Below are 20,221 nucleotides of genomic sequence, written 5' to 3' on the forward strand. Positions count from 1 at the left end.
CTATACTCACATATACACAGGTGCCATACAGGAGTATTTAGGTTTAGATGTACCGATACTATGCAAAGCTCCAGAAGAGCGTTGAACATCTTGCTGTTCAGGGGCAAAAACGCTCTACCACTGAGACTCTCAGATTAAACCACTATATCTGGCTGGTGCTTGTTGCTACTGTAGTCAGCCTTCTCTTTATCGGTGTAAATATTGCGGCAGGTACCTACCCGCTGGCGATAGCTCTCGCGCTTTTCCTGTCCTCCATGATTGGCAGTTTGTGGATGATTCCGCGAACACTCAATGTCTCACTTATTTACCATATAAATAATCTGGTATTTGTTTCCATGCTGACCTTTGTATCCGTCAAAGGTGGTATAGATAATGGCAGCATACTATGGATATACACTTACCCGGTGCTGTCTGTGTTTCTGTTTGGTAATACCATCGGCTCAATATGGAGTATTGTTCTTCTTATCCTGAATATCTATTTCCTTGCGTTTCAGCAGGGCTCAGAGGGAGATTACTCCTTGGGATTCACACTGCGCTTTGCCATTGCCTATTTAACTATGCTAACCGTAACCACCCGGCTTGAATATGAGAGACAGGCCTATATCCAGCGAACCAAAAGACAAAGACGCTTTTTGGAGAGAGAAAGAAAGTCTCTTCGTGGGGAAATATACCGCAGAGTTGAACTGGAAGAGCAGTTAGTCAAATTAGCCAATACCGATGGGTTAACCGGCCTATATAACCGTCGCTGTTTCTGGGACGAAGCGCTGGAAGAACTTGCTGTATCCCAAAGATACAAAATTCCTATGTCACTGGCGGTAATAGATATTGACCACTTTAAGAAAATAAACGATAGCTATGGCCACCAGGCAGGCGATGCGGTACTCAGGTATTTCGGTGAAATCTGCACTAAAGAGCTAAGAAGCACAGATATTATCGGCCGTATTGGTGGCGAAGAGTTTGCGGTATTGCTTCTGCATACAGATACTCAGCAAGCCTCGGATATCATGGAAAGGTTCAGAGAAAATATCAGCCAAAAGTCGGTTCAGTTTAAGGATAAAGAGATTCCATTTACCATCAGTATCGGCATCAGCTCTATCAGCACCCAAGCTACCGATCTTGAGCTTGCCTATAGCTGCGCTGATATCGCCCTCTACCAGGCTAAGCAAGATGGGCGAAATCAGCTCAAATTGTCGGATATTCCACAAAGCTAATCTGATATAAATTAAACTTATACCAATCCCAGTAATTAGCTGTTCAGTGATTGCGCAGGAAAAATCGCTAAGAGCAAGGCAAAATTTGCAGTAACTAGTGGATCTAATTACAAAAATTTTAACGCCGCTATTAGCGATTTTGACAAGCAAGGATGAACAGATAATTGCTGGGATTGGTATTACAGCTCAGATGATCAACAAAATCCATAAACTGATTCATATCACGCCAGGTTAGCCGAACTCCAGTAAGCCCCATGCTCAGGCAGAATATGGCAGATCAGCTGATACTGAGCATCATTAATCTGGTTATCCTGCAAGGCACAGACAATCGCCCGGTGTTGCTCAAAAGAGCGCTGGAGGTGGTCTTCGTTTCCGCCAAGGTGGTTTCTTGCCGTGGACATCCGCGATGAAATCAGGGCATAAGACTCCTGAAAATAACGGTTATCACACAATGAAATCAGTGTCTGGTGAAACTGGTTATCCAGGTTCAGATATTCCAGCGAGCTTGAATTATTCAGGCACACTTCCATCTTATCCAGAATAAAGCACAGCTCCTGAATCAACTGCTTAGGGTTATTCTTCCATGCCAGCTTCAGCCCTTCCGACTCAATAAAATAGCGAAACTCCAGCAACTCATTAAATTCCTGAGTGTTAAAACTGAATACAAAAGTACCACTCTTAGGTTTGATCTGGACAAGGCCTTCACTCTGCAGCCTTTTTAAAGCATCACGAATGGGCGCTTTGGTCGCATTTAGCTTGTTCGCCAGTACCGTTTCCGAAAGTTTCATTCCCATCGGCAAAGTACCGACAATAATCATTTCTCTGATTCGCCGATAAATAACATCTTTCAGCAAGTCCTGTTTCATCTTTCCGCTCACACTCTTTATTGTATTATTATATACCCTACAGCCTGCATCTAAAATGTCAAGCGAGAGAAAAAAAAGGAGCAGCAAAGCTACTCCTATATGCCTTGATTACCGATATTACAGCAACATAGATGGCAGAAACAGCGACAACTGTGGAATAAAAGTTACCATCATTAGCATAACAAACATGGCAATCAGGAAAGGAACAATGGATTTTACCAGCTCTTCCAGGGAAACATTTGCCACACCCGTTGCCACAAAAAGGTTTGCGCCCAGTGGCGGGGTACAGAATCCGATTGCCAGGTTAACCGTCATAATGATACCGAAGTGAATCGGATCGACACCCAGAGCCTGAACAATAGGCAGCAGAATCGGTGTAAGTATGATGATGGAAGCGATGGTCTCCATAAACATACCCACAATAAGCAGCATAATGTTGATGAGCACCAGCACAATCAACGGATTCTCGGATACCGCAGTAATGGCATTGGCTACTTCAACAGGCACACGCTCCAGTGTCAGTAAGCGACCAAAAGATGCCGCCATCACAACCATAACAAGCACCGTAGCCGAAGTAAGTCCTGACTTCAGAAATACACTATTCAGATCCGAAAGTTTCAGGTCACGATAGATATAAAGACTAACCATCAGCGCATAAACTACCGCAACACCGGCCGCCTCTGTTGGCGTAAAGATACCGCCGTAGATACCACCCAAAATAATCACAGGAACAATCAGAGCCCAGATAGAGTGCTGACGCCAGCCTTTAGGTGCCGCACCATCTATCGACGAAATCGCATCTTCCATATTCTTCGAAGCACGGCTTGCCGGGAACAGGTTCTTATTAACCGTCATCTTAGCGACAAACATATAACCCAGACCAAACAGCAGCCCCGGTAGTACACCCGCAAGGAACAACTTACCAATCGACTGGTTTGCCGTAACACCATAAATAATCAATGGAATCGAAGGCGGAATCATTACTCCGGTAATACCAGCCGCAGCGGTAATTGCCGCAGAGAAAGGACGCTTATAGCCCACACGCTCCATTTCCGGAATCATGTTTGAACCGATAGCCGCAACCGTTGCAGGGGATGAGCCTGAAATCGCAGCAAAGAACATACTCGCCAGTACATTTACATAGGCAAGACCCGCTTTAAAGTGACCAACAAGATTATAGGCTGCACCAACGATTCGCGATGACAAACCGCCACGCTGCATGATCTCACCGGCAAGAACAAACAGAGGAATTGCGACAAGCGGGAAGGAGTTGCCGCCCATAACGGCACTCTTGGCAAGCAGAGTAATGTTAGGCGTCTTAGGCAGATATTCCAGTACCACAAGGGACGAAACACCCAGACAAATTGCAACCGGCGCACCAAGTAAAACCAGAAGCAGGAATACACCAAATAAGGTTACCGTAACCATTATTTACCTCCTTGGTGAGAAAGTGTGGATTTTGAATCTGTAGACTTCACAGGCACTTTCACCAGAGAAGAGATATCCTGATACAGATTTTGAACAAGGCGCAAGGCACTAAGCAGCGCACCAGCCGGCAGTGATGCATACAGCCACTGCATGCTTACCCGGGTTTCAGTCAGAGGCCAGTACAGTACAATTGAGCTCTGGCGGGCAATAATCGGGCTACTGATCTGACTCCAGCCATAAAGAAACATCTTCACCATGCACCAAAGCACCACCAGGTTGACCGCGATACTGATCAAATCGAAAACCCGCTTAGGGAACAGATTGATCAGAGCCGTAACCGCAATATGCTTACGGGTTCTAAAGCCATAACTCACACCCACCCAGATAAACCAGATAAAGCACCAGCGCACAAACTCTTCACTCCATGGAAGTGAATTACTGAACACGTAGCGCATCACTACCTGCAGGAAAATCCAGAAAACAATATTCACCAGCAGAAAGTTAATCAGCCAGGCTTCTATATTTTCGTCAAATAACTTCAACCATTTCATCTTATATTCCTCTGATCCGGCCCCCAAAAAGAGTGCCGGACCATGCCACGTATGGCTGTTACTTATTCAGGGCTTCGATCAGCTTAGGCTCAACCAGCTTAGTGTACTTTTCACGAATTGGTGCAGTCACAGCCTGGAACTTCGCTGTCTCTTCCGGAGTCAGATTAGTGACCGTTACACCGGCTGCTTTAATAGCAGCTAACTGCTCTTTTTCTTCGCTGGCAATCACGTCTTGCTGATAATCAATTGCACGCTCAAGCGCAGAATCGATCAGAGCCTTATCTTTCTCAGACAGACTTTCATAGAAGTCAGGGTTAGCCAGAACCATATGAGTTGAGTATACGTGACCAGACAGAGTCACACAGTTCTGCACTTCGTAGAAACGGGAAGAGTAGATGTGACCCAGAGGGTTCTCCTGAGCGTCAACCACGCCTTGCTGTAGCGCAGAGTACACTTCGTTGAATGACATCGGAGTCGGGTTTGCCCCCATCGCCTTAAAGGCATCCATATGCGCTTCAACCTGCATGGTACGAATTTTCACACCATCCAGATCTGACGGCTGCTTGATAGGACACTTGTTACTGGTGATATTACGGATACCATTTTCCATCCAGCCAAGACCTGTAATACCGAAGTCCTGAACTTTACCCAGAAGCTGCTGCCCGAATTCACCATTCAGAGCCTTAAGAGCAGCTTCACGGTTAGCAAATGTGTATGGAAGGCCAGGTACAGAGAACGCAGGGTCCCAGCCAGCCATAACTTCTACAACAGGCGCTGTCATCTCAATGATGCCTGACTGCACAGCTTCAGTAAGCTCACGGTCACCACCAACCTGCCCGTTAGGGTAGATATCAACGGTAATATCGTTATTGGATTCTTTCTCAACAATCTCTTTGAACTTCACCCAGGCTTTGTGCATGTGGTAGGTGTCAGCGGCTCCGTGACCAACCCGGATATTCGTTTCTGCAAAAGCTTGTGTACTTATCACGCCTGAAATTGCGATAGAAAGGGCCAGGCACAGGGTACTCTTTTTCATGTTTATATTCCTTTGATTGACATTTCAGTTTGCCATTTCATTTTCACCTGATATTTCACTCATTTTACGTGATCACGATCGTCTTTCCTAAAAAATGGGGGTTTTTTGGTCGTTTTTGGTGACTCCAATCACACAAACTAACATTTTAGATTGCTGACATCCGATTTGAGGAATTAAATAAACGCAAAACTAACATGTCAGATTTAGGAAACACATCATGAAAAAAGTCGTTGTTATCGAACCTGGATACCTTGATTACAAGGAAGAAGAAAAAGTGCTTAGCGCTCATCAGGCAAAGTTCACTTCACTGCCAATCGGCACACCTAAGAGCCAGATTCTGGCAGAAGTGGCTGATGCAGATGCCATTATGGTTCGTGAAGCTATCGTTGATTCTGAAGTTCTGGACGCAGCGCCAGAGTGTAAGGTTGTCGTCCGCTACGGTGTTGGTGTCGACAATATCGACCTTAACTACGCAAAGGAAAAAGGCGTCTATGTAGCAAACGTGCCCGATTACGGCTCTGAAGATGTTGCTGAGCATGCAGTATCACTTCTTGTTTCAGCTACCCGCCGTGTCGTAACCCGGGACCGTGATGTTCACGACGGAAAATGGGGCATCGGCCAGGCTGAACCTATCCCTCGTATGGGCGGTAAGGTTCTGGGTGTTGTTGGCTTTGGCCGTATTGCCCGCTGCTTTGCAGAAAAAGCCTCCGGCCTGGGCTTCAGAACAACTCTGGTTTTCGACCCGGCATTAACAGAAGAGCAGGCAAAAGAGGCCAATGTACAAAAAGTTGACCTGGAAACTCTGGTTCAGGAATCCGACTTTATCTCTTTGCATGCGCCTTTAAATGAGCATACACGCCACATGATCAACGGCGATCTTATCAGCAAGATGAAGCCGATGGCGGTACTGGTAAACACCAGCCGTGGCGGACTGGTTGATGAGCAGGCGCTTTACGACGCACTAAAAGAAAACCGTATTCACGCGGCAGGTATCGACGTATTTGAAACCGAGCCAGTCCCTTCAGACAACCCTTTACTCACGCTGCCAAACGCAATCTGTACCGACCACACAGCCTGGTTTACTGAAGAATCCGTAGTGGAGCTTCAGCACAAAGGAGCCATGGAAGTACTGCGCGTATTTGACGGCACCAAACCAAACAGCTGGGTTAACCAGTAATACCAAATTAAATCGATTTTTAACCAAAGGAAATAAACCATGTATAGCAAAGAAATCATTGACGGATACCGCGAAATCTTCTCAACCGCATCCATTGCAGATGCCTGTGATCTGCTGTTAGGCAAAACAATGTACCTGCCTTTTGATGTAAAAAACCGTATCAATGAAAAGAAAATTGTTGGCCCTGCTGTAACCATCGTAGAAGAAGCAACACTGGAAAAAGTGGCTCCTCAGCATGCGCTTGATGCTATCGATGAATCAAACGAAGGCAGCGTTATCGTTATCTCTGGTGACGCTGCACTGGAAACAGTTGCAGTATGGGGCGGTCTGATGACAGCTGGTGCAGTAGCAAACAAACACGAAGGTGCCGTTCTTAACGGCGGTATGCGTGATATCGCTGAGATCCGTCGTGACTACGACTTCCCTGTTTACGCAAAAACAATTTCACCGGGTACCACTCTTGGCCGTTTCAAAACTGTAGCAGCGAACAAGCCGGTACAGATTGGTGAAGCACTGATCCGTCCGGGAGACCTGATTATCGGTGACGTTGACGGCGTAGTTTGTGTTCCTCAGGAGCATGTAGAAGCGGTGCTTCGTGAATCTCAGTCTATCGATTCACGCGAACTTGAGCAGGCGCAACTTATCATCCAGAGCGGCTCTCTTCGCGAAGGTCTGGCTAAGTACGGCCGTATTTAAGATTTCTGTCTAAGTAAAAGCTGGCCGGTTCGGTCCTGTTTCCGGCTGGCTTTCTGCACTTTTTATTTGAGATAACGATTATGAGTATTGATATTGTTTCATTTGGCGAACCGCTATTTGAGTTTTCCCAGATCCCCGGCCAACAAAAAGAGATCTCTTACCTGAGTGGCTTTGGTGGTGACACTTCCAACTTCTCTGTCAGTGCTGCGCGTCAGGGCGCAAAGGTCGCTATCCTTGCACACCTTGGCAGCGATGTTTTTGGTGATCAGTTTGTCGACCTGTGGCAACAAGAAGGTGTAAACACGGACTTTGTGGTTCGCAACCCGGACGCACCAACCGGCGTCTACTTTATTTCCCACGATGAACGTGGCCATCACTTCACCTTCTACCGCAAAGGTTCTGCAGCATCACTGGTTACTCCGCAACAGATCCCAACAGATGCAATCGCTCAGGCTAAACTGCTGCACACCTCTGCGATTACCCATGCTATCAGCGACTCTTCAAGCGACTCTGTTTTTGAAGCTATTGATATCGCGAAACAGAACGGCACTCAGGTTTCATTTGATACTAACCTGCGTTTAAAACTCTGGCCTCTTTCAAGAGCAAGAGCGGTAATTCATGAAACCATCCGCCATGTAGATATCTGCATGCCAAGCCTGGATGAAGCGCAGCTACTGACTAACCTTGAAGATGCCAACGAAATCGCAGACTTCTACCTTGGCCTTGGCGCTAAAACTATCGTGCTGAAGATGGGCAAAGACGGCGCAATGGTCGCAACCCGGGATAAACGCTTTACCGCTGGCGGTCACAAGGTAGACACAGTAGATGCAACCGGTGCCGGTGACTGCTTCTCAGGTGCATTCCTGAGCCAGGTAGTAAAAGGCGAATCCCTGGAGACGGCTCTGGCTTACGCGAACTGCGCAGCGGCTCTGACCACAACAGGCTACGGCGCGGTTGCTCCGATCCCAACAGCAGAAAAAGTTCTGGCCTTTAAAGCAGAGGTAAAAGCCTGATGGAAAAAGCGCTCGAACTACTGGCTAAAACCAGAGTAGTACCGGTTATCCAAATAGACAATCTGGATGACGCGATTCCCCTGGCAGAGACGCTGGTAAAAAACGGCCTGCCGATTGCGGAAGTCACGCTGCGTTCTCCTGTTGCCATGGATGCAATCAGGTTAATTAGCCAGAAACTGCCTGAAATGCTGGTCATCGCAGGCACAGTCACCTCACCAGAGCGGGCCGCACAGGTAATGGAAGCCGGAGCCAGCATGGTGGTCTCTCCCGGCTTTAACCCAAAAACCGTCGGCTACTGCGTTTCTAACGGCATCGATATTATCCCCGGCGTAGCAACACCGGGCGAAATGGAACAGGCGATGAACTTCGGCCTGTCCACCGTTAAGTTCTTCCCGGCTGAAGCCAACGGCGGTATCGCAACTCTTAAAGCCGTTTCAGCACCTTACAGCCAGCTGAAATTTATGCCAACAGGAGGCATTACGCCTGCAAATATTCAGGACTACCTGGCACTACCGTCCGTAACCTGCTGCGGCGGATCCTGGATGGTGGATAAAAAACTGATCGCCAATAAAGACTGGGGCAAGCTAGCAGAGCTTATCCGTAAAGCAGTCGAACAGGTTCAGATCTGAAATTGATTAATTGCTCCCAACTCCGGCAGCTCTGCTTAAAACAGACTGCCGGAACACTCTATTTATAACAAAAGAAAGCAGGTTCAGGCTCATAACTCTATGCTAACAGGTGCCGATGACATGACAGCAGACCATGATAACTGTCTTAAAATGAGACTTTTTTACGCATAGCCTTAACCGCGCCGTTTCTCTTCTTGGCGTCAACGCGGCGACGCTGAGAGCCCTTGGTCGGTTTGGTGGGCCTGCGTTTCTTTACCTGGACCATGGCGGAGCAGATAAGATCTTTCAGACGGTTCAGAGCATCTTCTTTATTTTGCTCCTGAGTCCTGTAGGACTGAGCTTTGATAACAATAACGCCCTCTTTACTGATCCTTGAGTCTGAAAGAGCGAGCAGCTTCTGCTTATAGATATCCGGCAGAGCAGAACGCCTGATATCAAACCTCAAGTGGATGGCACTGGAGACCTTGTTTACATTCTGCCCTCCGCTACCCATTGCCCGGATGGCCGAGAGCTCAATCTCCCAGTCTGCAATTTCAACATTGTTGGATATCTTCAGCATAAAAGTGTCTGTCGTAAAATCTAGACAGGCACTTTAACTCACTAACACACCATTATCCAAACCAATAAGCATCTACAGGTAATTCCGCTAATCAATTCCATTTACTTATTGCGAGCAAAACATCCATACACTCAAAAAATGTTTTTTATTTACAATAACATAACACAGAAGTTCAGAAATACCATGATACTGCTTCCCAAGGTTACATTCATCAATGTTAAGGTGGTAAAAATGAAGCAACTACGTAGTTTGGTTAGTATCAGTGTCTCGGCTGCCCTGTTATGCACTTCAGGTACAACGCAGGCAAATGTTCACAGCAAGTCAGTGGTTGAACAGGGTCAGAAACTTGAGATCATGGATACACGTATCGGTAAGCTGAAGTTTGAAAATGATCATCTGGTCGGTATTCCTACAGAGGAAACCAGAGATAAGATTTTCGATGCCATCGATTTCCAGCGTGCGTCTCAGGCGTATATCTGGTCCGTGCCACTAACCAGCTTCTACGCCTGGAAGCAGTCCTTCTACGACATGGGCGGTGAAGATGGACAGATTAATTTCTTTGAAAGCTATGAGTCGCGTTTTGGTGGCCTGACATACAACACCACAACGCCGTATGTGCTTGCTTTCTTCAATGTACTTAAGCAGCCAACCATGATCACCATCCCGACAAATGAAGTTCGTGGCGCGGTACACAATATGTGGCAGATTGGCCTATCTCAGATGACCAAGCCTGGAAAGTACGTCATCATTCCTAAAGACTCTGATATTCCGGCTAACCTCCCTGCCGGAGCAAAAGTTGTTGAATCCGATACCAACTACGCATTCCTTGGCATTCGCCTGATGGCGAAAACCCGCGATCAGCGTATGAAGGATCTGAACAATATCAAAATCACTGACCTGAATGGCAAGCCAATCAGCAGCAACGGCATCAATATGCCAAAACGAGGCCTGGATGCCAAACACCCTCGCGGAATGGCTTTCTGGGAGCTGCTAAATGAAGCGATTCAGACAGAGCCGGTTCACGAGCGTGACCGCATGATGCACGATATGCTCCGTCCGCTGGGTATCGAAAAAGGTAAACCATTTAAACCTAATGCAAGACAGACCCGACTTCTGAAAGAAGGTGCTCTGGTTGGCGAAATCATGACCAAGAACATCGATTTCAGCAAAACCGGTCGCCTAGAGCATGCAGAATATGGCCCGGAAGGAAACCGCTGGGAAATTGCAACAGCATCAACACCAAACCAAAACCGTGACTACGGTATGGATCTGGACGGCCGTGCTGCCTGGTTCTATGAAGCGGTAAGTAACGATATTGCCATGCACGGTATGGTCAATGGCGGCTGGGGTCAGGTATATCTTGATAACTACCGTGACAGCAACGGTAACGGCCTGGACGGCAGTAAGCACTACACGCTAACGGTAAGAGGTGATGTGGACTACGCCGAAACCTTCTGGACAGTAACGGTTTACAACATTGAAAACCGCGGGATTGTAGAAAACGATCTTAAGCGTGCAGATGTGGGCTCTAACGTCCCTGGCACCCAGAAAAACAAGAACGGAGACTATGTGTTCCACTTCTCGCCAACGCAGCCAAAAGGCGTAGCAAAAGCAAACTGGGTACAGACAAACCCTGATGAAAACTGGTTTGTATACTTCCGCGCCTACTCTCCGAGCAAAGACTTTGTTGCTCAGAAACCGGAAACCATCCTGCCAAACTTCGTAGAAGTTAAATAGCAGAAGCCCAAATGCCCGTATCCGTTACGGGCATTTTTCTATTCCATGCAATCTGTTTTCTATGACCACAATTGCCAGCTAATACCAATAATTAGCTGTTCAGTGATTGGTATAACATAGTGTTTGGTTGTTTCATAATCTAGTCCTCTGAAGTTATTAAATAGTTTTGTTAAGACAACGAGGAGCATTATATTTTTCTTAGTGAGAATGATAATAAGAGATTGAGAAGGATCACTTTTAATGAAAAACTGATAATGGGAGGATTGGTTGGCCGACAGCAACAAAGTCATAGTTTGAGTCAGGACTGAAGCGCTCAATCTTTACTTTTTGGTTTTAACTGTCCACGTTTCCTCCAATGACATGTTGATTATTTCACGCATAATTTCATTAGGCTCTGGTGGATTTTCTAATGCATACATTACTGACTCCAGTACAAACATGCTAACAGTGGTATTAGACAGAATTGCCGTCTCTTCCAAAGCGAGTTTTTCTTTCGTTGAAAGCCGAAACTCTACCCGTTCTTTTATAAATGAAGACATTTTGTACTTCCTCTCATCAAATATGAGAGGACTCCTTAGGTTCAATTAAATAAAAATTAGAGAAGTGAAAAACACTTACAGTGTTTTCCCGCACATATGAATTCTGGTACTTGGCTAGAACGATGTCCATTGATTTGTACAGAATCTAACCGTAACTTTACAATAGAGTTGGTAATTTGAGGTTATATGCGAATTCCGTTACCACTCAATTGGTTTACCATCCCGGAAAAAGCCGCCTGTCGGGCCGTTGTCCGGAAGCGTTGCAGCCCAGACGATTCCTTCAGCGCCATCTTTCACCGGGCGACCGCCAAGTCCGCCCATGTCTGTGGCAACCCAGCCGGGGCAGACGGCATTAACTAAAATATGATCACCTCGTAATTCATCTGCCCACATCAATGTCAGCGCGTTTAGTGACGCCTTAGAAACACTGTAGGCAGGCGTTCCTCCTGACATGCCGTGCAGAGCACCACCGCCACTGCTGACATTCACAATGCGCGGATGTGAAGAGTTGCGTAACAGAGGCAAAAAAGTCTGAACCATCCGCCATGGGCCGTAGACATTGGTATCTAAGGCTTCCTGAACCACCTCTAAATCGGCATTTATTGCCTTCTGCCAGGTGTCATAATGAATAGCGGCATTATTAACCAGCACATCCACCCTGCCAAATTCAGCGGTCACGCGTTCATTTAACCTTTCAATGCTGGAAGGATCAGCCACATCCAGCTCAGCCGGAACAATATTCTCAAAGCCCAGCTCTTTTGCCGTATCCTGAGCTTTCTGCAGTGAGCGCGAAGTCAGAATAACCAGATAGTCCTGCGCGGCAAGCTGTCTGCTCACCTCTTTTCCCAAACCTCGGTTTGCACCTGTTACGATAGCAATTGGTTTCATTGTAAAGCCTTCCTGTAAAACCGGAGAAATAACCATTGTTAATAAATATATCGGATATCACCGGTTTTGATTAGATGCGGCGCCCGGAATAGACTATTAGGTGAAACCTAACAATAGCGGAAGTTAAACCCGCTACACGCCTAACTGCTCCAGCAGGAAGTCTATAAATACCCGCACCCGCTTGGCCTTCTGAGTATTGCGGTGAAAATAGATATACAGCGCAGGATAGGGATACCAGTACTCTTGCAGAACAGGCACAAGTTTCCCTTCTGCAAAAAAGGGCTCAACCATAGGGTCGACAATACGCCCTATTCCCAGCCCTTTTATCGCCGCATCCATCATAAGGTCAGTGTCGTTGCAGACCATTCCAATCGGCATATCCACCAGCACTTCCGAGCCGTTATTATTCAGCTTAAGAGGAGCAAGCTGATTGGAAGACATAAAACGGTACTGGATCAGCTTATGTTGTTTCAGATCTTCCGGTGTTTTTGGTTCTCCGTATTGACGAATATATTCTGGAGAGGCAAACAGCGTCTCTTTCATGGGAGTCGTAAGCGGGCGGGCAATCAGGCCCTCCTCGATTCTGTCCCCAAAACGGATGCCTAAGTCATAACCCTCGCTGATAATATTTACCGCCGCATCAGAGACCGAGATCTCTAACTCGATATTCGGATACCTAAGACAAAACTCGGCATAAACAGGCTGAATCAAATACTGGGATACAAACCGCGGCATAGTGATCCGCACCTTACCTGACGGCACGTCACTCAGTTCACTGACATTTTCCACGGCAATATTCAGATCAGCGATGGCGTTAATCGTCTGGTCATACAGCATCTGCCCGGCTTCGGTCAGATCCATCTGCCGGGTGGTGCGGGTAAAAAGCGGAAGCCCGAGCTGCTCTTCCAGCGTTTTCAGCGCCCGGCTTACTGAGGGCGGGGCGAGTTCCATTTTTCGCGCAGCAGCAGTAATACTGCCTTCCTCCGCAATAGTGTGAAACATCAGCAGTTGGTTATACATGGTGCCGTTCATTGCTTTACCCCCCGGAAAATTTATTATTAGTTTGTACCTAATAATCTTTTAAGTAAACATGATCTAAAAATTAATATTCTTCCTGAGTAAACTGTATTCATCAATTTGAGAAGATTTCTAACTGAAGAGATGAACAAGATGAGTAAAGTACTGGTAATTTCTGGTCACCCGAATCTGGCCGAATCTTATACAAACCGCGTAATTCTGGATGAACTGAATACTCAGCTAAGCGATGTGTCTGTACGCCGTCTGGACAGTCTGTATGCAGATTCAAAAATCGATGTTGCCGCAGAGCAGAAAGCCCTGACTGAAGCTGAGGTGATCGTACTGCAATTCCCGTTCTACTGGTATTCAGTACCGGGTTTAATGAAAACCTGGATCGATGAAGTCATGACATTTAACTTCGCCTTTGGTCCGGAAGGCGACAAGCTAAAAGGTAAAGACTTTATCCTGTCATTCACTGTCGGCGGTCCGCAGGAGTCTTACCAGCCGCTGGGTTACAACCACTTCAACATTGAAATGTTTATGTACCCGCTACAGCAGATGGCTTATCTGGCCAGCATGAACTACCACGCTCCGGTTTATACCCATAGCATGGTTTACATCCCTGGCGTGTATAACACACAGGAAGAGGTGGAAGAGCGTGCACGTAACCACGCTGAACGTCTGGTTGATCAGATTGCGGTTATCACAGAGTCTGCTGACAGCCGTATCCGCAAGTTTGTTGCAGAGTGGTTCAGCAAATTTGACCGTATGGCACCGGAGAGCAGCTACTTTACTTCGCACCTGGCACAAGATGTCCGCTGGGTTATGCCTGACGCTGAATTCAACGGCCATGAAGGCTTCCGCGACTGGTACGCCATTGCACTGCGCACCTTCAAGCCGGGCTGTCAGCATCTGGTTGATCAGGTACAAATCACAGAATCAGAAGAAGGTTATGACGTTGAACTGCGTATCCGCGTCCTTGCTGAAACCTTTGAAGATTCCATATTCAAAGGCGAAGAAGCTAACTTCCTTGCCAACGAAACATGGAAGCTGACTCTGGATGATAAAGGCCAGATTACTATTTCAGACTACCGTGTTGCAGTTGTAGACTAACCTGAATCTGTTAAGAGATACGAGGGCACATATGAGGCAGATACAAGCCAAGATAGGCTTCTGAAAGCCGGATGCCCTCTTCCGCCATCTCTGCCTCTATACAATGATGCTCGCGATAGGAAAGTGAATACACTTTATCTGCGGCCTGCAGAGCAATGGCGAAGATATTGATACTGGACGGAAGCGTTGGAATATCGAAAAATCTACGATAGATAGATTCAACGCGTCTGCCCAGTACCATGAAGAAGTGATTGGTAACTTCCTGAAAAAGCTTTAACGTGCTGATAGCAAAATCCCGGTACGCTTAGCCCGGGGGATTTTGCGATTGTTCGTAGCGCTCTTTAGCAGCCTTTAATTCAAGCCTGGTCCGCACAAAAAGATACAGCCAGGCAGGGCTGGCAAGGGCATTGATAATGATAAACAGGAATCCGGCTAACCTGGCAGTATTACTTACATCCGGCGCCAGGTAGGTAGCAACGACAGCCGCGATGGCGAGTGCGAGCCCCAGCCAGGTTGCAAATCCCATTATCTTTGCCCTGACTTTCCATCTTGCGTAATCTGCTTCTTCAGAACCCATAAAGGTTATTCCTGATGGCCGTCGAATTAGTGAGTATGATTTCATTCTACGGAATATCGGTTACGCTCTACTGATCACAATCAAATTGCCTGAAAATCCTGCGTTTTCAGGTACCTCACCTCAAGGTGTATTTAATTTCCAGGAACTTATCAATATTACCAAGGAACAGGTCAATCAGATGAGGGTCAAAATGCTTCCCCCGCTCTTTTTCAAACAGGTCCAGAATTCTGTATATATTCCACGCTTCTTTGTATGGGCGATCCTGAGCCAGAGCATCAAAAACATCAGCCACGGCGGTAATTCGTCCGTAAATATGGATATCCTCTCCCTTTAATCCGCGCGGATATCCGCTACCATCCCATTTCTCATGATGCTCGTGAGCTACGGTTGCAGAGGCTTTAAATATCTCTCTCTGAGAGTGCTTAAGCATTTCATAACCAAGCTCAGCGTGGGTTTTCATTATCTCAAACTCTTGCCGGGTTAATTTATCCGGCTTATTTAAGATGTCATCTGGAATGCCCACTTTGCCAATATCATGCATTGGAGAGGCCTGCTTAAGTAATTCGGCTTCTTTATCGTTCAACCCGTAGAGTCTGGCCAGCAGATAGGAATACTCAGCAACACGTTTAACATGCATGCCCGTCTCTTTTGAGCGGCTTTCTGCGATGGCACCTAAGGTAAAGACAACTTCTTTCTGTGTTGCCAGGATTTCATCAGAGAGCTTGGTAATATCGGTAATGTCATGCATCAGGACCAGATTCTCTATAACCTTACCGTCCAGATCGAGAATAGGCACAAACAGGTTGGAAACCGTGTACTCCTGACCATCTTTGGCCACATTAACCAATATATCTTCAACTCTTTGTTTTTTAGCAAGCTTTGTCCGGATTTCACCACCTACGCTGGGGTGTGCAAACGCACTGTGCCTGAATTTCTCGCTTTTTGTTCCTATCAGTTCGTCATGGCTGTAACCGCTAAGCTCAACCATCTTTTTGTTGGCGTAGGTGATAACATAGTCGTTGTTGGTTTTTACCACCGCAATAGCAGAGTTAACGGCATCTTCGTACTGGCTGGTATAGTGGATTTTTTCCTTGAGTGTTGCGGTGGTGATATCAAGCTTGTCTTCCAGGATTTTCCGGTATTCCTGAAGCTCTGTAACATCATTCCGTATGCTGAGATACTCTCTGACTGATCCGTCTTTGTTGTAGATAGGCGATATCTCAACCAGCACAAAATAAGGCGTTCCGTCTTTCTTGCGGTTTTTGACTAAACCTTTCCACATTTTGCCTGAGGTAATGGTATTAAGCAGTTCATCACGAATTTCTTTTACGGTGTCAGAATCCGTTAGCTCATCGTGACTCATCCCCAGAAGTTCCCTCTCGGTGTAACCGGAAACGTCCACCAGGTTCTGGTTTACGCTACTTATATGCCCGGTTTCATCCGTGGTGGATAATATCGCAGCTTCATCCACGCATTTTCTGAACTGCCCTAAATAATGAATCGTCTCATCCAGCTCTTTCCCTGTCTCTGCAATAAAATTCGACAATGCATTCAGGCGAACGGATTCCATATCTTTTTCCGTTGGCTCCACCGTAATAGAGAGCTTTTCAGAAGGCGTTGACTCATTAAGAACCACATAAGTGGTGGTATCATTCAAAAAACTGTTGCAGACGTTTATCTTGTCGTGGAAATACTCACCGTAGGTAATAAAGCCTGAGGTTGGCGCCACTTTATTCAGATACCGGATTTCCGAGTTTAATGACACTCCAATGATTTGCCTTCTTGCCGCACAGCTGTATATGTAAGCGGCTTCATTGTAGAACTCATAACGCTGAAGCAGATCTTTCTGGTTTTCTTTCTCAATTTGCTGAGCGTTAGCAAAGCCAAACCGGACCGTCGTTCCCTGCGGAACATCGCCTGCGTACGTTACCGAACCAGTGGTTTTATCAGCGGCAACCGGTCCCCGGGCGATATTAACCTTTGTTTTGGTAAAAAGCAGCGGAAAACTATTTCCGTAAACGGCCGGATTACTGGCCACCTCAGCACCAAGATACTTCTCATAAATATCAAGTGTGGGTTTACCGTTGATCTCATAAACCGTATTACCCTCTGATTTTGTTATCGTAAACTCCGCGCCGATTTCCTGCAGGTTCATCCGGTAATTTGTATCTACCTGCAACACATCTGAATCCAGCAGGCCAATTACCACATCATCATCAAATGTTTTCTCAGTACATACGGTACATTTCTGAAATCTGATACCGTCTCCGGCATTCCCGCCCACAATGGCCAGATCCGGATGCTTTTCAGTAAGGCTCTTTAAAAGCTCAGGTGAGTTAAAACGGTAAGTATTAGCAAATATGATTGCCAGCTTTGTTCTCTGATTTATCCTGGTATGAAGATGGCTGACTATCTCTTCAGGCGACAGGCCCGAATAAGAGATAGTCTCTGTGCTGGTGCTTTCAAAAACAGACAGGGAGATGATCACGTCATCGTCGATGATATCCCCGTCCGCAATAACACCTGCGGTAGTCGTGCCAATTATTGATGCTCTGGGGAGCACTTCTCTGATATCAGCCAGCACAGCGCTGATCTCATCATTTTCTTTGCCACTGATAAATACCTGGATAAGCACCTGGCTGTTATCCGGTATTCCGTTAACACTGATGAAAGCCTGAAATTTATCGAGTGATTGAAATGAGTGGTTATAAAGTCTCAATGCAGTCCCTGCCGTTTATCGCCAACATATTGGAGTTATAGTTCTAATCAATCTTAGTTCTACAATAAGTACCAAAATTGGATAGAGTTAACGTTTTGTAAATAATTCAGGCTAAATGCAGTGGTTGTCTAAATATTGAAATTCTTTGCCCAAACCGGTGGCGTACCGACAATTTCCTGTACCGTATCAATAAAGGCTTTCACCAGTGGCGGCTGATTTCTGTGGGAGTACATCGCATAGATGTCACCATATGAAGGTAACTGATACTCAGGCAGCAGTTGAACCAGTCCCAAAGATTTGATGTCTTCAGAAAGCATAAAATGGCCTATCTGCGCATACCCCAGTCCGGCCTTAACAGCTTCTAAAATCAACTCTGTTTCGTTAACCATATATTGCCCCCACATGTTATATGAGCGAGGCTCAGCAATATCAGGGCCGGATGAAATCTGCAGCTTGTTCATAAGAATGTCGCCGTTTGAATAGATGATGGAAGGCAGTTCCACCAGCTCCTCAGGTGTCTGAGGTAAGCCATGCTTCTCAATAAATGCCTCAGAAGCCACCAGAGCAACACTGTTGTCAGCAAGTTTTCGCGCTATCATGCTGGACTCACGGATAGGGCCGATACGAAATACAAGATCAAATCGTTCACCAATCATATCAACACGGTGATCATCAAGATAAAGTTCGATACTGGCTTTTGGGTATTTGACCGCAAACACCTCAACCGCCTTTTGCAGATACTTGCGGCCAAACATGGTTGTACTGGATATCCGGATATGCCCTTGCGGCTCGCTGTGAAAGGTTTCGGCAATCTGTTTTGTCTCATTCAGCAGATCGGTTACCTTTTCTGCCTGCAGAACGATTTCCTGACCAACGCTGGTTAACGAAACAGAACGAGTGGTTCTGTTAAGCAGCCGGACACCTAATGAGTCTTCAAGCTGCTTAATCTGTTTGGACAATACTGAACGGTCAATATTGAGGCGGTCTGCTGCTTTAGCAAAGGATCCATGTCTGGATACTTCTAACAACAACTCAAGTCTGCTGGCAAAATCCATAACTTAACCTGATATATAAAAGAACTTTATTAGGTATATTGTGGCATTTTTTTTCAAATAAAGGTTTATGAATGGATAAGCAAAGCCCCCTGGTGATTTAACTCATCAGAGGGCTTTGTTTCAGTGGATATAGCTACAGATCACTTTCCTGTTTTCTTTCGGGCCATCGCCTTCGACAACAAATATACGCTGCCACTCACCCAGAAGAAGTTCGCCATCTTTTACCGGAACAGTTAACTCACAACCACACAGCACCGATTTTACATGAGCATCAGAGTTCGGCGACCGGTGAACATAATCATCTTTCTCAGGAAACAGCCTGGAAAAGATCATCTGCGTATCTTTAGTGACCGTATCCATTTTGTCACTGATCACCAATCCGGCTGTGGTATGAGGAAGAAAAAGCTGAACAATGGCTTCTCCTGATTCATCATGGATAAACGCAGAGACCTGCTCAGTGATATCGGTAAAGCCATCCCGGCCCAAAGTTGCGCAGCTAAGCTCAGTTCTCTTTAGCATAGCGGTAATCCTCATACATTCTTCTTAATGCCGTTCTCCAGTCATCCAGCTCAACGTCAAAGGTATTCTTGAAAGCAATGGCATTAAATGCGGTATAGGTAGAGCGCTTGTCATATTTGCTTTCAGAGTTGGAAGTTAAGATGCTTTTGTGTGGCAATCCTGCAATTCTGGCAAACTCAACCAAGAGATCATAACGGGAACCCAGCCCTTCATTGCTGATATGGTAAATACCAAACAGTCCGGATTCAGCCACTTTCAGCATGCTCTCTGCGGCGTCCTTAGTATAAGTTGGATTGCAGATCTGATCGGTTGCCCCTTCCATCAGAGTGCCATCCTTCATATTCTGCCAGGTCTGGAACATCAGGTTTTCTTCCGCTGCTCCTTTAAAGCCAAACAGCATCGGAACCCGGACAATGTAATGGTTAGGGCACACTGACTGAATGGCCTTTTCTGCCAGATACTTTGACTGACCATATACGTTGTTTGGATCCGGCGTATCAAATTCAGAGTATGGCCATTTGGTATCACCGCTAAACACTGAATCCGAACTTACCTGCATAAAGGCACTGCCAAGTCTTGTCGCCATCAAAGCCAGGTTTTTCGGGCCAAGTGTATTTACCGCAATGGCAATATCACGATGACGCTTACAGTTGTCCGGGTGACGATAGCCTGTTGCGTTAATAATTAAATCCGGGTTGATGGCTTCCAGTTTCGTTTTTATTTCATAAATCTTTGAAACATCACCTTCTGACGGATCTTTAAATCGGATAACTTCATGCCTGGATTCAAATACGTCGGCAATTTCTTCACCGAATAATCCACTAGCACCAAAAACTGCTACTTTCATGTTTCACCTATTGAATATTAAAAAGTGGCTCATAGAGAGCCACT

General features: G+C 46.2%; 21 protein-coding genes. 7 read left to right on the forward strand and 14 right to left on the reverse strand.

The window, feature by feature from the left end; translation table 11 throughout:
- The first annotated feature begins 47 nt into the window (after positions 1 to 47).
- Positions 48 to 1,211: a GGDEF domain-containing protein gene (locus L3Q72_RS19480; RefSeq protein WP_275132212.1), complete on the forward strand. Its 1,164-nt coding sequence runs from the start codon at positions 48 to 50 to the stop codon at positions 1,209 to 1,211.
- 221 nt (positions 1,212 to 1,432) lie between these two features.
- Here L3Q72_RS19480 and L3Q72_RS19485 read toward each other — a convergent pair whose 3' ends face one another.
- The 4 genes from L3Q72_RS19485 to L3Q72_RS19500 all read right to left on the reverse strand — a co-directional run bounded on the left by L3Q72_RS19485 (position 1,433) and on the right by L3Q72_RS19500 (position 5,092).
- Positions 1,433 to 2,077 carry a GntR family transcriptional regulator gene (locus L3Q72_RS19485; protein WP_275132213.1) on the reverse strand — a complete coding sequence of 215 codons (645 nt, stop codon included), beginning with the start codon at positions 2,075 to 2,077 and terminating at the stop codon, positions 1,433 to 1,435.
- A gap of 117 nt (positions 2,078 to 2,194) precedes the next feature.
- The gene (locus L3Q72_RS19490; protein ID WP_275132214.1) at positions 2,195 to 3,505 is read right to left on the reverse strand and encodes a TRAP transporter large permease; all 1,311 of its coding nucleotides are present in this window, start codon (positions 3,503 to 3,505) and stop codon (positions 2,195 to 2,197) included.
- On the reverse strand, positions 3,505 to 4,056 hold the full coding sequence (locus tag L3Q72_RS19495) for a TRAP transporter small permease (protein WP_275132215.1): 552 nt from the start codon (positions 4,054 to 4,056) through the stop codon (positions 3,505 to 3,507). Before L3Q72_RS19495 ends, L3Q72_RS19490 begins: the two co-directional genes overlap by 1 nt.
- Before the next feature lie 58 nt (positions 4,057 to 4,114).
- Positions 4,115 to 5,092: a TRAP transporter substrate-binding protein gene (locus L3Q72_RS19500; RefSeq protein WP_275132217.1), complete on the reverse strand. Its 978-nt coding sequence runs from the start codon at positions 5,090 to 5,092 to the stop codon at positions 4,115 to 4,117.
- A gap of 217 nt (positions 5,093 to 5,309) precedes the next feature.
- Here L3Q72_RS19500 and L3Q72_RS19505 point away from each other — a divergent pair, with 217 nt between their 5' ends.
- From L3Q72_RS19505 to L3Q72_RS19520, 4 genes are all read left to right on the forward strand, one after another.
- Positions 5,310 to 6,269: a C-terminal binding protein gene (locus L3Q72_RS19505; RefSeq protein WP_275132218.1), complete on the forward strand. Its 960-nt coding sequence runs from the start codon at positions 5,310 to 5,312 to the stop codon at positions 6,267 to 6,269.
- 39 nt (positions 6,270 to 6,308) lie between these two features.
- A complete protein-coding gene (locus L3Q72_RS19510; protein WP_275132219.1) occupies positions 6,309 to 6,965 on the forward strand; it encodes an RraA family protein in 657 nt (218 codons plus the stop codon).
- 80 nt (positions 6,966 to 7,045) lie between these two features.
- Complete coding sequence (locus L3Q72_RS19515; protein ID WP_275132220.1) at positions 7,046 to 7,978, forward strand: sugar kinase; 933 nt, start codon at positions 7,046 to 7,048, stop codon at positions 7,976 to 7,978.
- On the forward strand, positions 7,978 to 8,607 hold the full coding sequence (locus L3Q72_RS19520) for a bifunctional 4-hydroxy-2-oxoglutarate aldolase/2-dehydro-3-deoxy-phosphogluconate aldolase (RefSeq protein WP_275132221.1): 630 nt from the start codon (positions 7,978 to 7,980) through the stop codon (positions 8,605 to 8,607). Before L3Q72_RS19515 ends, L3Q72_RS19520 begins: the two co-directional genes overlap by 1 nt.
- A 145-nt stretch (positions 8,608 to 8,752) precedes the next feature.
- Here the strand turns inward: L3Q72_RS19520 and arfB are convergent, their stop codons facing one another.
- Entirely contained in the window at positions 8,753 to 9,166 is a 414-nt protein-coding gene (gene arfB, locus L3Q72_RS19525; RefSeq protein WP_275132222.1) for an alternative ribosome rescue aminoacyl-tRNA hydrolase ArfB, read from the reverse strand.
- 231 nt (positions 9,167 to 9,397) lie between these two features.
- Between arfB and L3Q72_RS19530 the strand changes: the two genes are divergently transcribed.
- On the forward strand, positions 9,398 to 10,903 hold the full coding sequence (locus L3Q72_RS19530; RefSeq protein WP_275132223.1) for a DUF1214 domain-containing protein: 1,506 nt from the start codon (positions 9,398 to 9,400) through the stop codon (positions 10,901 to 10,903).
- A 320-nt stretch (positions 10,904 to 11,223) separates the two neighbouring features.
- Here L3Q72_RS19530 and L3Q72_RS19535 read toward each other — a convergent pair whose 3' ends face one another.
- From L3Q72_RS19535 to L3Q72_RS19545, 3 genes are all read right to left on the reverse strand, one after another.
- The gene (locus tag L3Q72_RS19535) at positions 11,224 to 11,442 is read right to left on the reverse strand and encodes a DUF1778 domain-containing protein (RefSeq protein WP_275132224.1); all 219 of its coding nucleotides are present in this window, start codon (positions 11,440 to 11,442) and stop codon (positions 11,224 to 11,226) included.
- 198 nt (positions 11,443 to 11,640) lie between these two features.
- The gene (locus tag L3Q72_RS19540; RefSeq protein ID WP_275132225.1) at positions 11,641 to 12,330 is read right to left on the reverse strand and encodes an SDR family oxidoreductase; all 690 of its coding nucleotides are present in this window, start codon (positions 12,328 to 12,330) and stop codon (positions 11,641 to 11,643) included.
- A 132-nt stretch (positions 12,331 to 12,462) separates the two neighbouring features.
- On the reverse strand, positions 12,463 to 13,362 hold the full coding sequence (locus L3Q72_RS19545) for a LysR family transcriptional regulator (protein ID WP_275132226.1): 900 nt from the start codon (positions 13,360 to 13,362) through the stop codon (positions 12,463 to 12,465).
- A 138-nt stretch (positions 13,363 to 13,500) separates the two neighbouring features.
- Between L3Q72_RS19545 and L3Q72_RS19550 the strand changes: the two genes are divergently transcribed.
- Positions 13,501 to 14,460, forward strand: a complete 960-nt coding sequence (locus L3Q72_RS19550) for an NAD(P)H-dependent oxidoreductase (RefSeq protein ID WP_275132227.1) — start codon at positions 13,501 to 13,503, stop codon at positions 14,458 to 14,460.
- 10 nt (positions 14,461 to 14,470) lie between these two features.
- On the opposite strand, the gene L3Q72_RS19555 is transcribed toward L3Q72_RS19550, so the two are convergent.
- The 6 genes from L3Q72_RS19555 to L3Q72_RS19580 form a co-directional block, all read right to left on the reverse strand.
- Positions 14,471 to 14,701, reverse strand: a complete 231-nt coding sequence (locus L3Q72_RS19555) for a hypothetical protein (protein WP_275132228.1) — start codon at positions 14,699 to 14,701, stop codon at positions 14,471 to 14,473.
- A gap of 63 nt (positions 14,702 to 14,764) precedes the next feature.
- Positions 14,765 to 15,037 carry a hypothetical protein gene (locus L3Q72_RS19560; RefSeq protein WP_275132229.1) on the reverse strand — a complete coding sequence of 91 codons (273 nt, stop codon included), beginning with the start codon at positions 15,035 to 15,037 and terminating at the stop codon, positions 14,765 to 14,767.
- A gap of 115 nt (positions 15,038 to 15,152) precedes the next feature.
- Positions 15,153 to 17,756: an FIST N-terminal domain-containing protein gene (locus tag L3Q72_RS19565; protein WP_275132230.1), complete on the reverse strand. Its 2,604-nt coding sequence runs from the start codon at positions 17,754 to 17,756 to the stop codon at positions 15,153 to 15,155.
- Positions 17,757 to 17,884: 128 nt separating this feature from the next.
- Entirely contained in the window at positions 17,885 to 18,811 is a 927-nt protein-coding gene (locus tag L3Q72_RS19570) for a LysR family transcriptional regulator (protein WP_275132231.1), read from the reverse strand.
- Between the two features lie 120 nt (positions 18,812 to 18,931).
- Positions 18,932 to 19,330, reverse strand: a complete 399-nt coding sequence (locus tag L3Q72_RS19575) for a secondary thiamine-phosphate synthase enzyme YjbQ (RefSeq protein ID WP_275132232.1) — start codon at positions 19,328 to 19,330, stop codon at positions 18,932 to 18,934.
- Complete coding sequence (locus tag L3Q72_RS19580) at positions 19,314 to 20,177, reverse strand: NAD(P)-dependent oxidoreductase (RefSeq protein WP_275132233.1); 864 nt, start codon at positions 20,175 to 20,177, stop codon at positions 19,314 to 19,316. Before L3Q72_RS19580 ends, L3Q72_RS19575 begins: the two co-directional genes overlap by 17 nt.
- Positions 20,178 to 20,221 lie beyond the last annotated feature (44 nt).

The organism is Vibrio sp. JC009 (genome assembly GCF_029016485.1).
Taxonomy (GTDB): domain Bacteria; phylum Pseudomonadota; class Gammaproteobacteria; order Enterobacterales; family Vibrionaceae; genus Vibrio.

Bases quoted from the DNA above. Each gene is read 5' to 3' on its own strand.
- L3Q72_RS19500 (WP_275132217.1), bottom strand. From the start codon at position 5,092: ATGAAAAAGAGTACCCTGTGCCTGGCCCTTTCTATCGCAATTTCAGGC.
- L3Q72_RS19575 (WP_275132232.1), bottom strand. From the start codon at position 19,330: ATGCTAAAGAGAACTGAGCTTAGCTGCGCAACTTTGGGCCGGGATGGC.
- L3Q72_RS19495 (WP_275132215.1), bottom strand. From the start codon at position 4,056: ATGAAATGGTTGAAGTTATTTGACGAAAATATAGAAGCCTGGCTGATT.
- L3Q72_RS19580 (WP_275132233.1), bottom strand. From the start codon at position 20,177: ATGAAAGTAGCAGTTTTTGGTGCTAGTGGATTATTCGGTGAAGAAATT.
- L3Q72_RS19480 (WP_275132212.1), top strand. From the start codon at position 48: ATGTACCGATACTATGCAAAGCTCCAGAAGAGCGTTGAACATCTTGCT.
- L3Q72_RS19535 (WP_275132224.1), bottom strand. From the start codon at position 11,442: ATGTCTTCATTTATAAAAGAACGGGTAGAGTTTCGGCTTTCAACGAAA.
- L3Q72_RS19510 (WP_275132219.1), top strand. From the start codon at position 6,309: ATGTATAGCAAAGAAATCATTGACGGATACCGCGAAATCTTCTCAACC.
- L3Q72_RS19540 (WP_275132225.1), bottom strand. From the start codon at position 12,330: ATGAAACCAATTGCTATCGTAACAGGTGCAAACCGAGGTTTGGGAAAA.
- L3Q72_RS19490 (WP_275132214.1), bottom strand. From the start codon at position 3,505: ATGGTTACGGTAACCTTATTTGGTGTATTCCTGCTTCTGGTTTTACTT.
- L3Q72_RS19550 (WP_275132227.1), top strand. From the start codon at position 13,501: ATGAGTAAAGTACTGGTAATTTCTGGTCACCCGAATCTGGCCGAATCT.
- L3Q72_RS19545 (WP_275132226.1), bottom strand. From the start codon at position 13,362: ATGAACGGCACCATGTATAACCAACTGCTGATGTTTCACACTATTGCG.
- L3Q72_RS19515 (WP_275132220.1), top strand. From the start codon at position 7,046: ATGAGTATTGATATTGTTTCATTTGGCGAACCGCTATTTGAGTTTTCC.
- L3Q72_RS19485 (WP_275132213.1), bottom strand. From the start codon at position 2,077: ATGAAACAGGACTTGCTGAAAGATGTTATTTATCGGCGAATCAGAGAA.
- L3Q72_RS19560 (WP_275132229.1), bottom strand. From the start codon at position 15,037: ATGGGTTCTGAAGAAGCAGATTACGCAAGATGGAAAGTCAGGGCAAAG.
- L3Q72_RS19505 (WP_275132218.1), top strand. From the start codon at position 5,310: ATGAAAAAAGTCGTTGTTATCGAACCTGGATACCTTGATTACAAGGAA.
- L3Q72_RS19520 (WP_275132221.1), top strand. From the start codon at position 7,978: ATGGAAAAAGCGCTCGAACTACTGGCTAAAACCAGAGTAGTACCGGTT.
- arfB (WP_275132222.1), bottom strand. From the start codon at position 9,166: ATGCTGAAGATATCCAACAATGTTGAAATTGCAGACTGGGAGATTGAG.
- L3Q72_RS19555 (WP_275132228.1), bottom strand. From the start codon at position 14,701: ATGGTACTGGGCAGACGCGTTGAATCTATCTATCGTAGATTTTTCGAT.
- L3Q72_RS19530 (WP_275132223.1), top strand. From the start codon at position 9,398: ATGAAGCAACTACGTAGTTTGGTTAGTATCAGTGTCTCGGCTGCCCTG.
- L3Q72_RS19570 (WP_275132231.1), bottom strand. From the start codon at position 18,811: ATGGATTTTGCCAGCAGACTTGAGTTGTTGTTAGAAGTATCCAGACAT.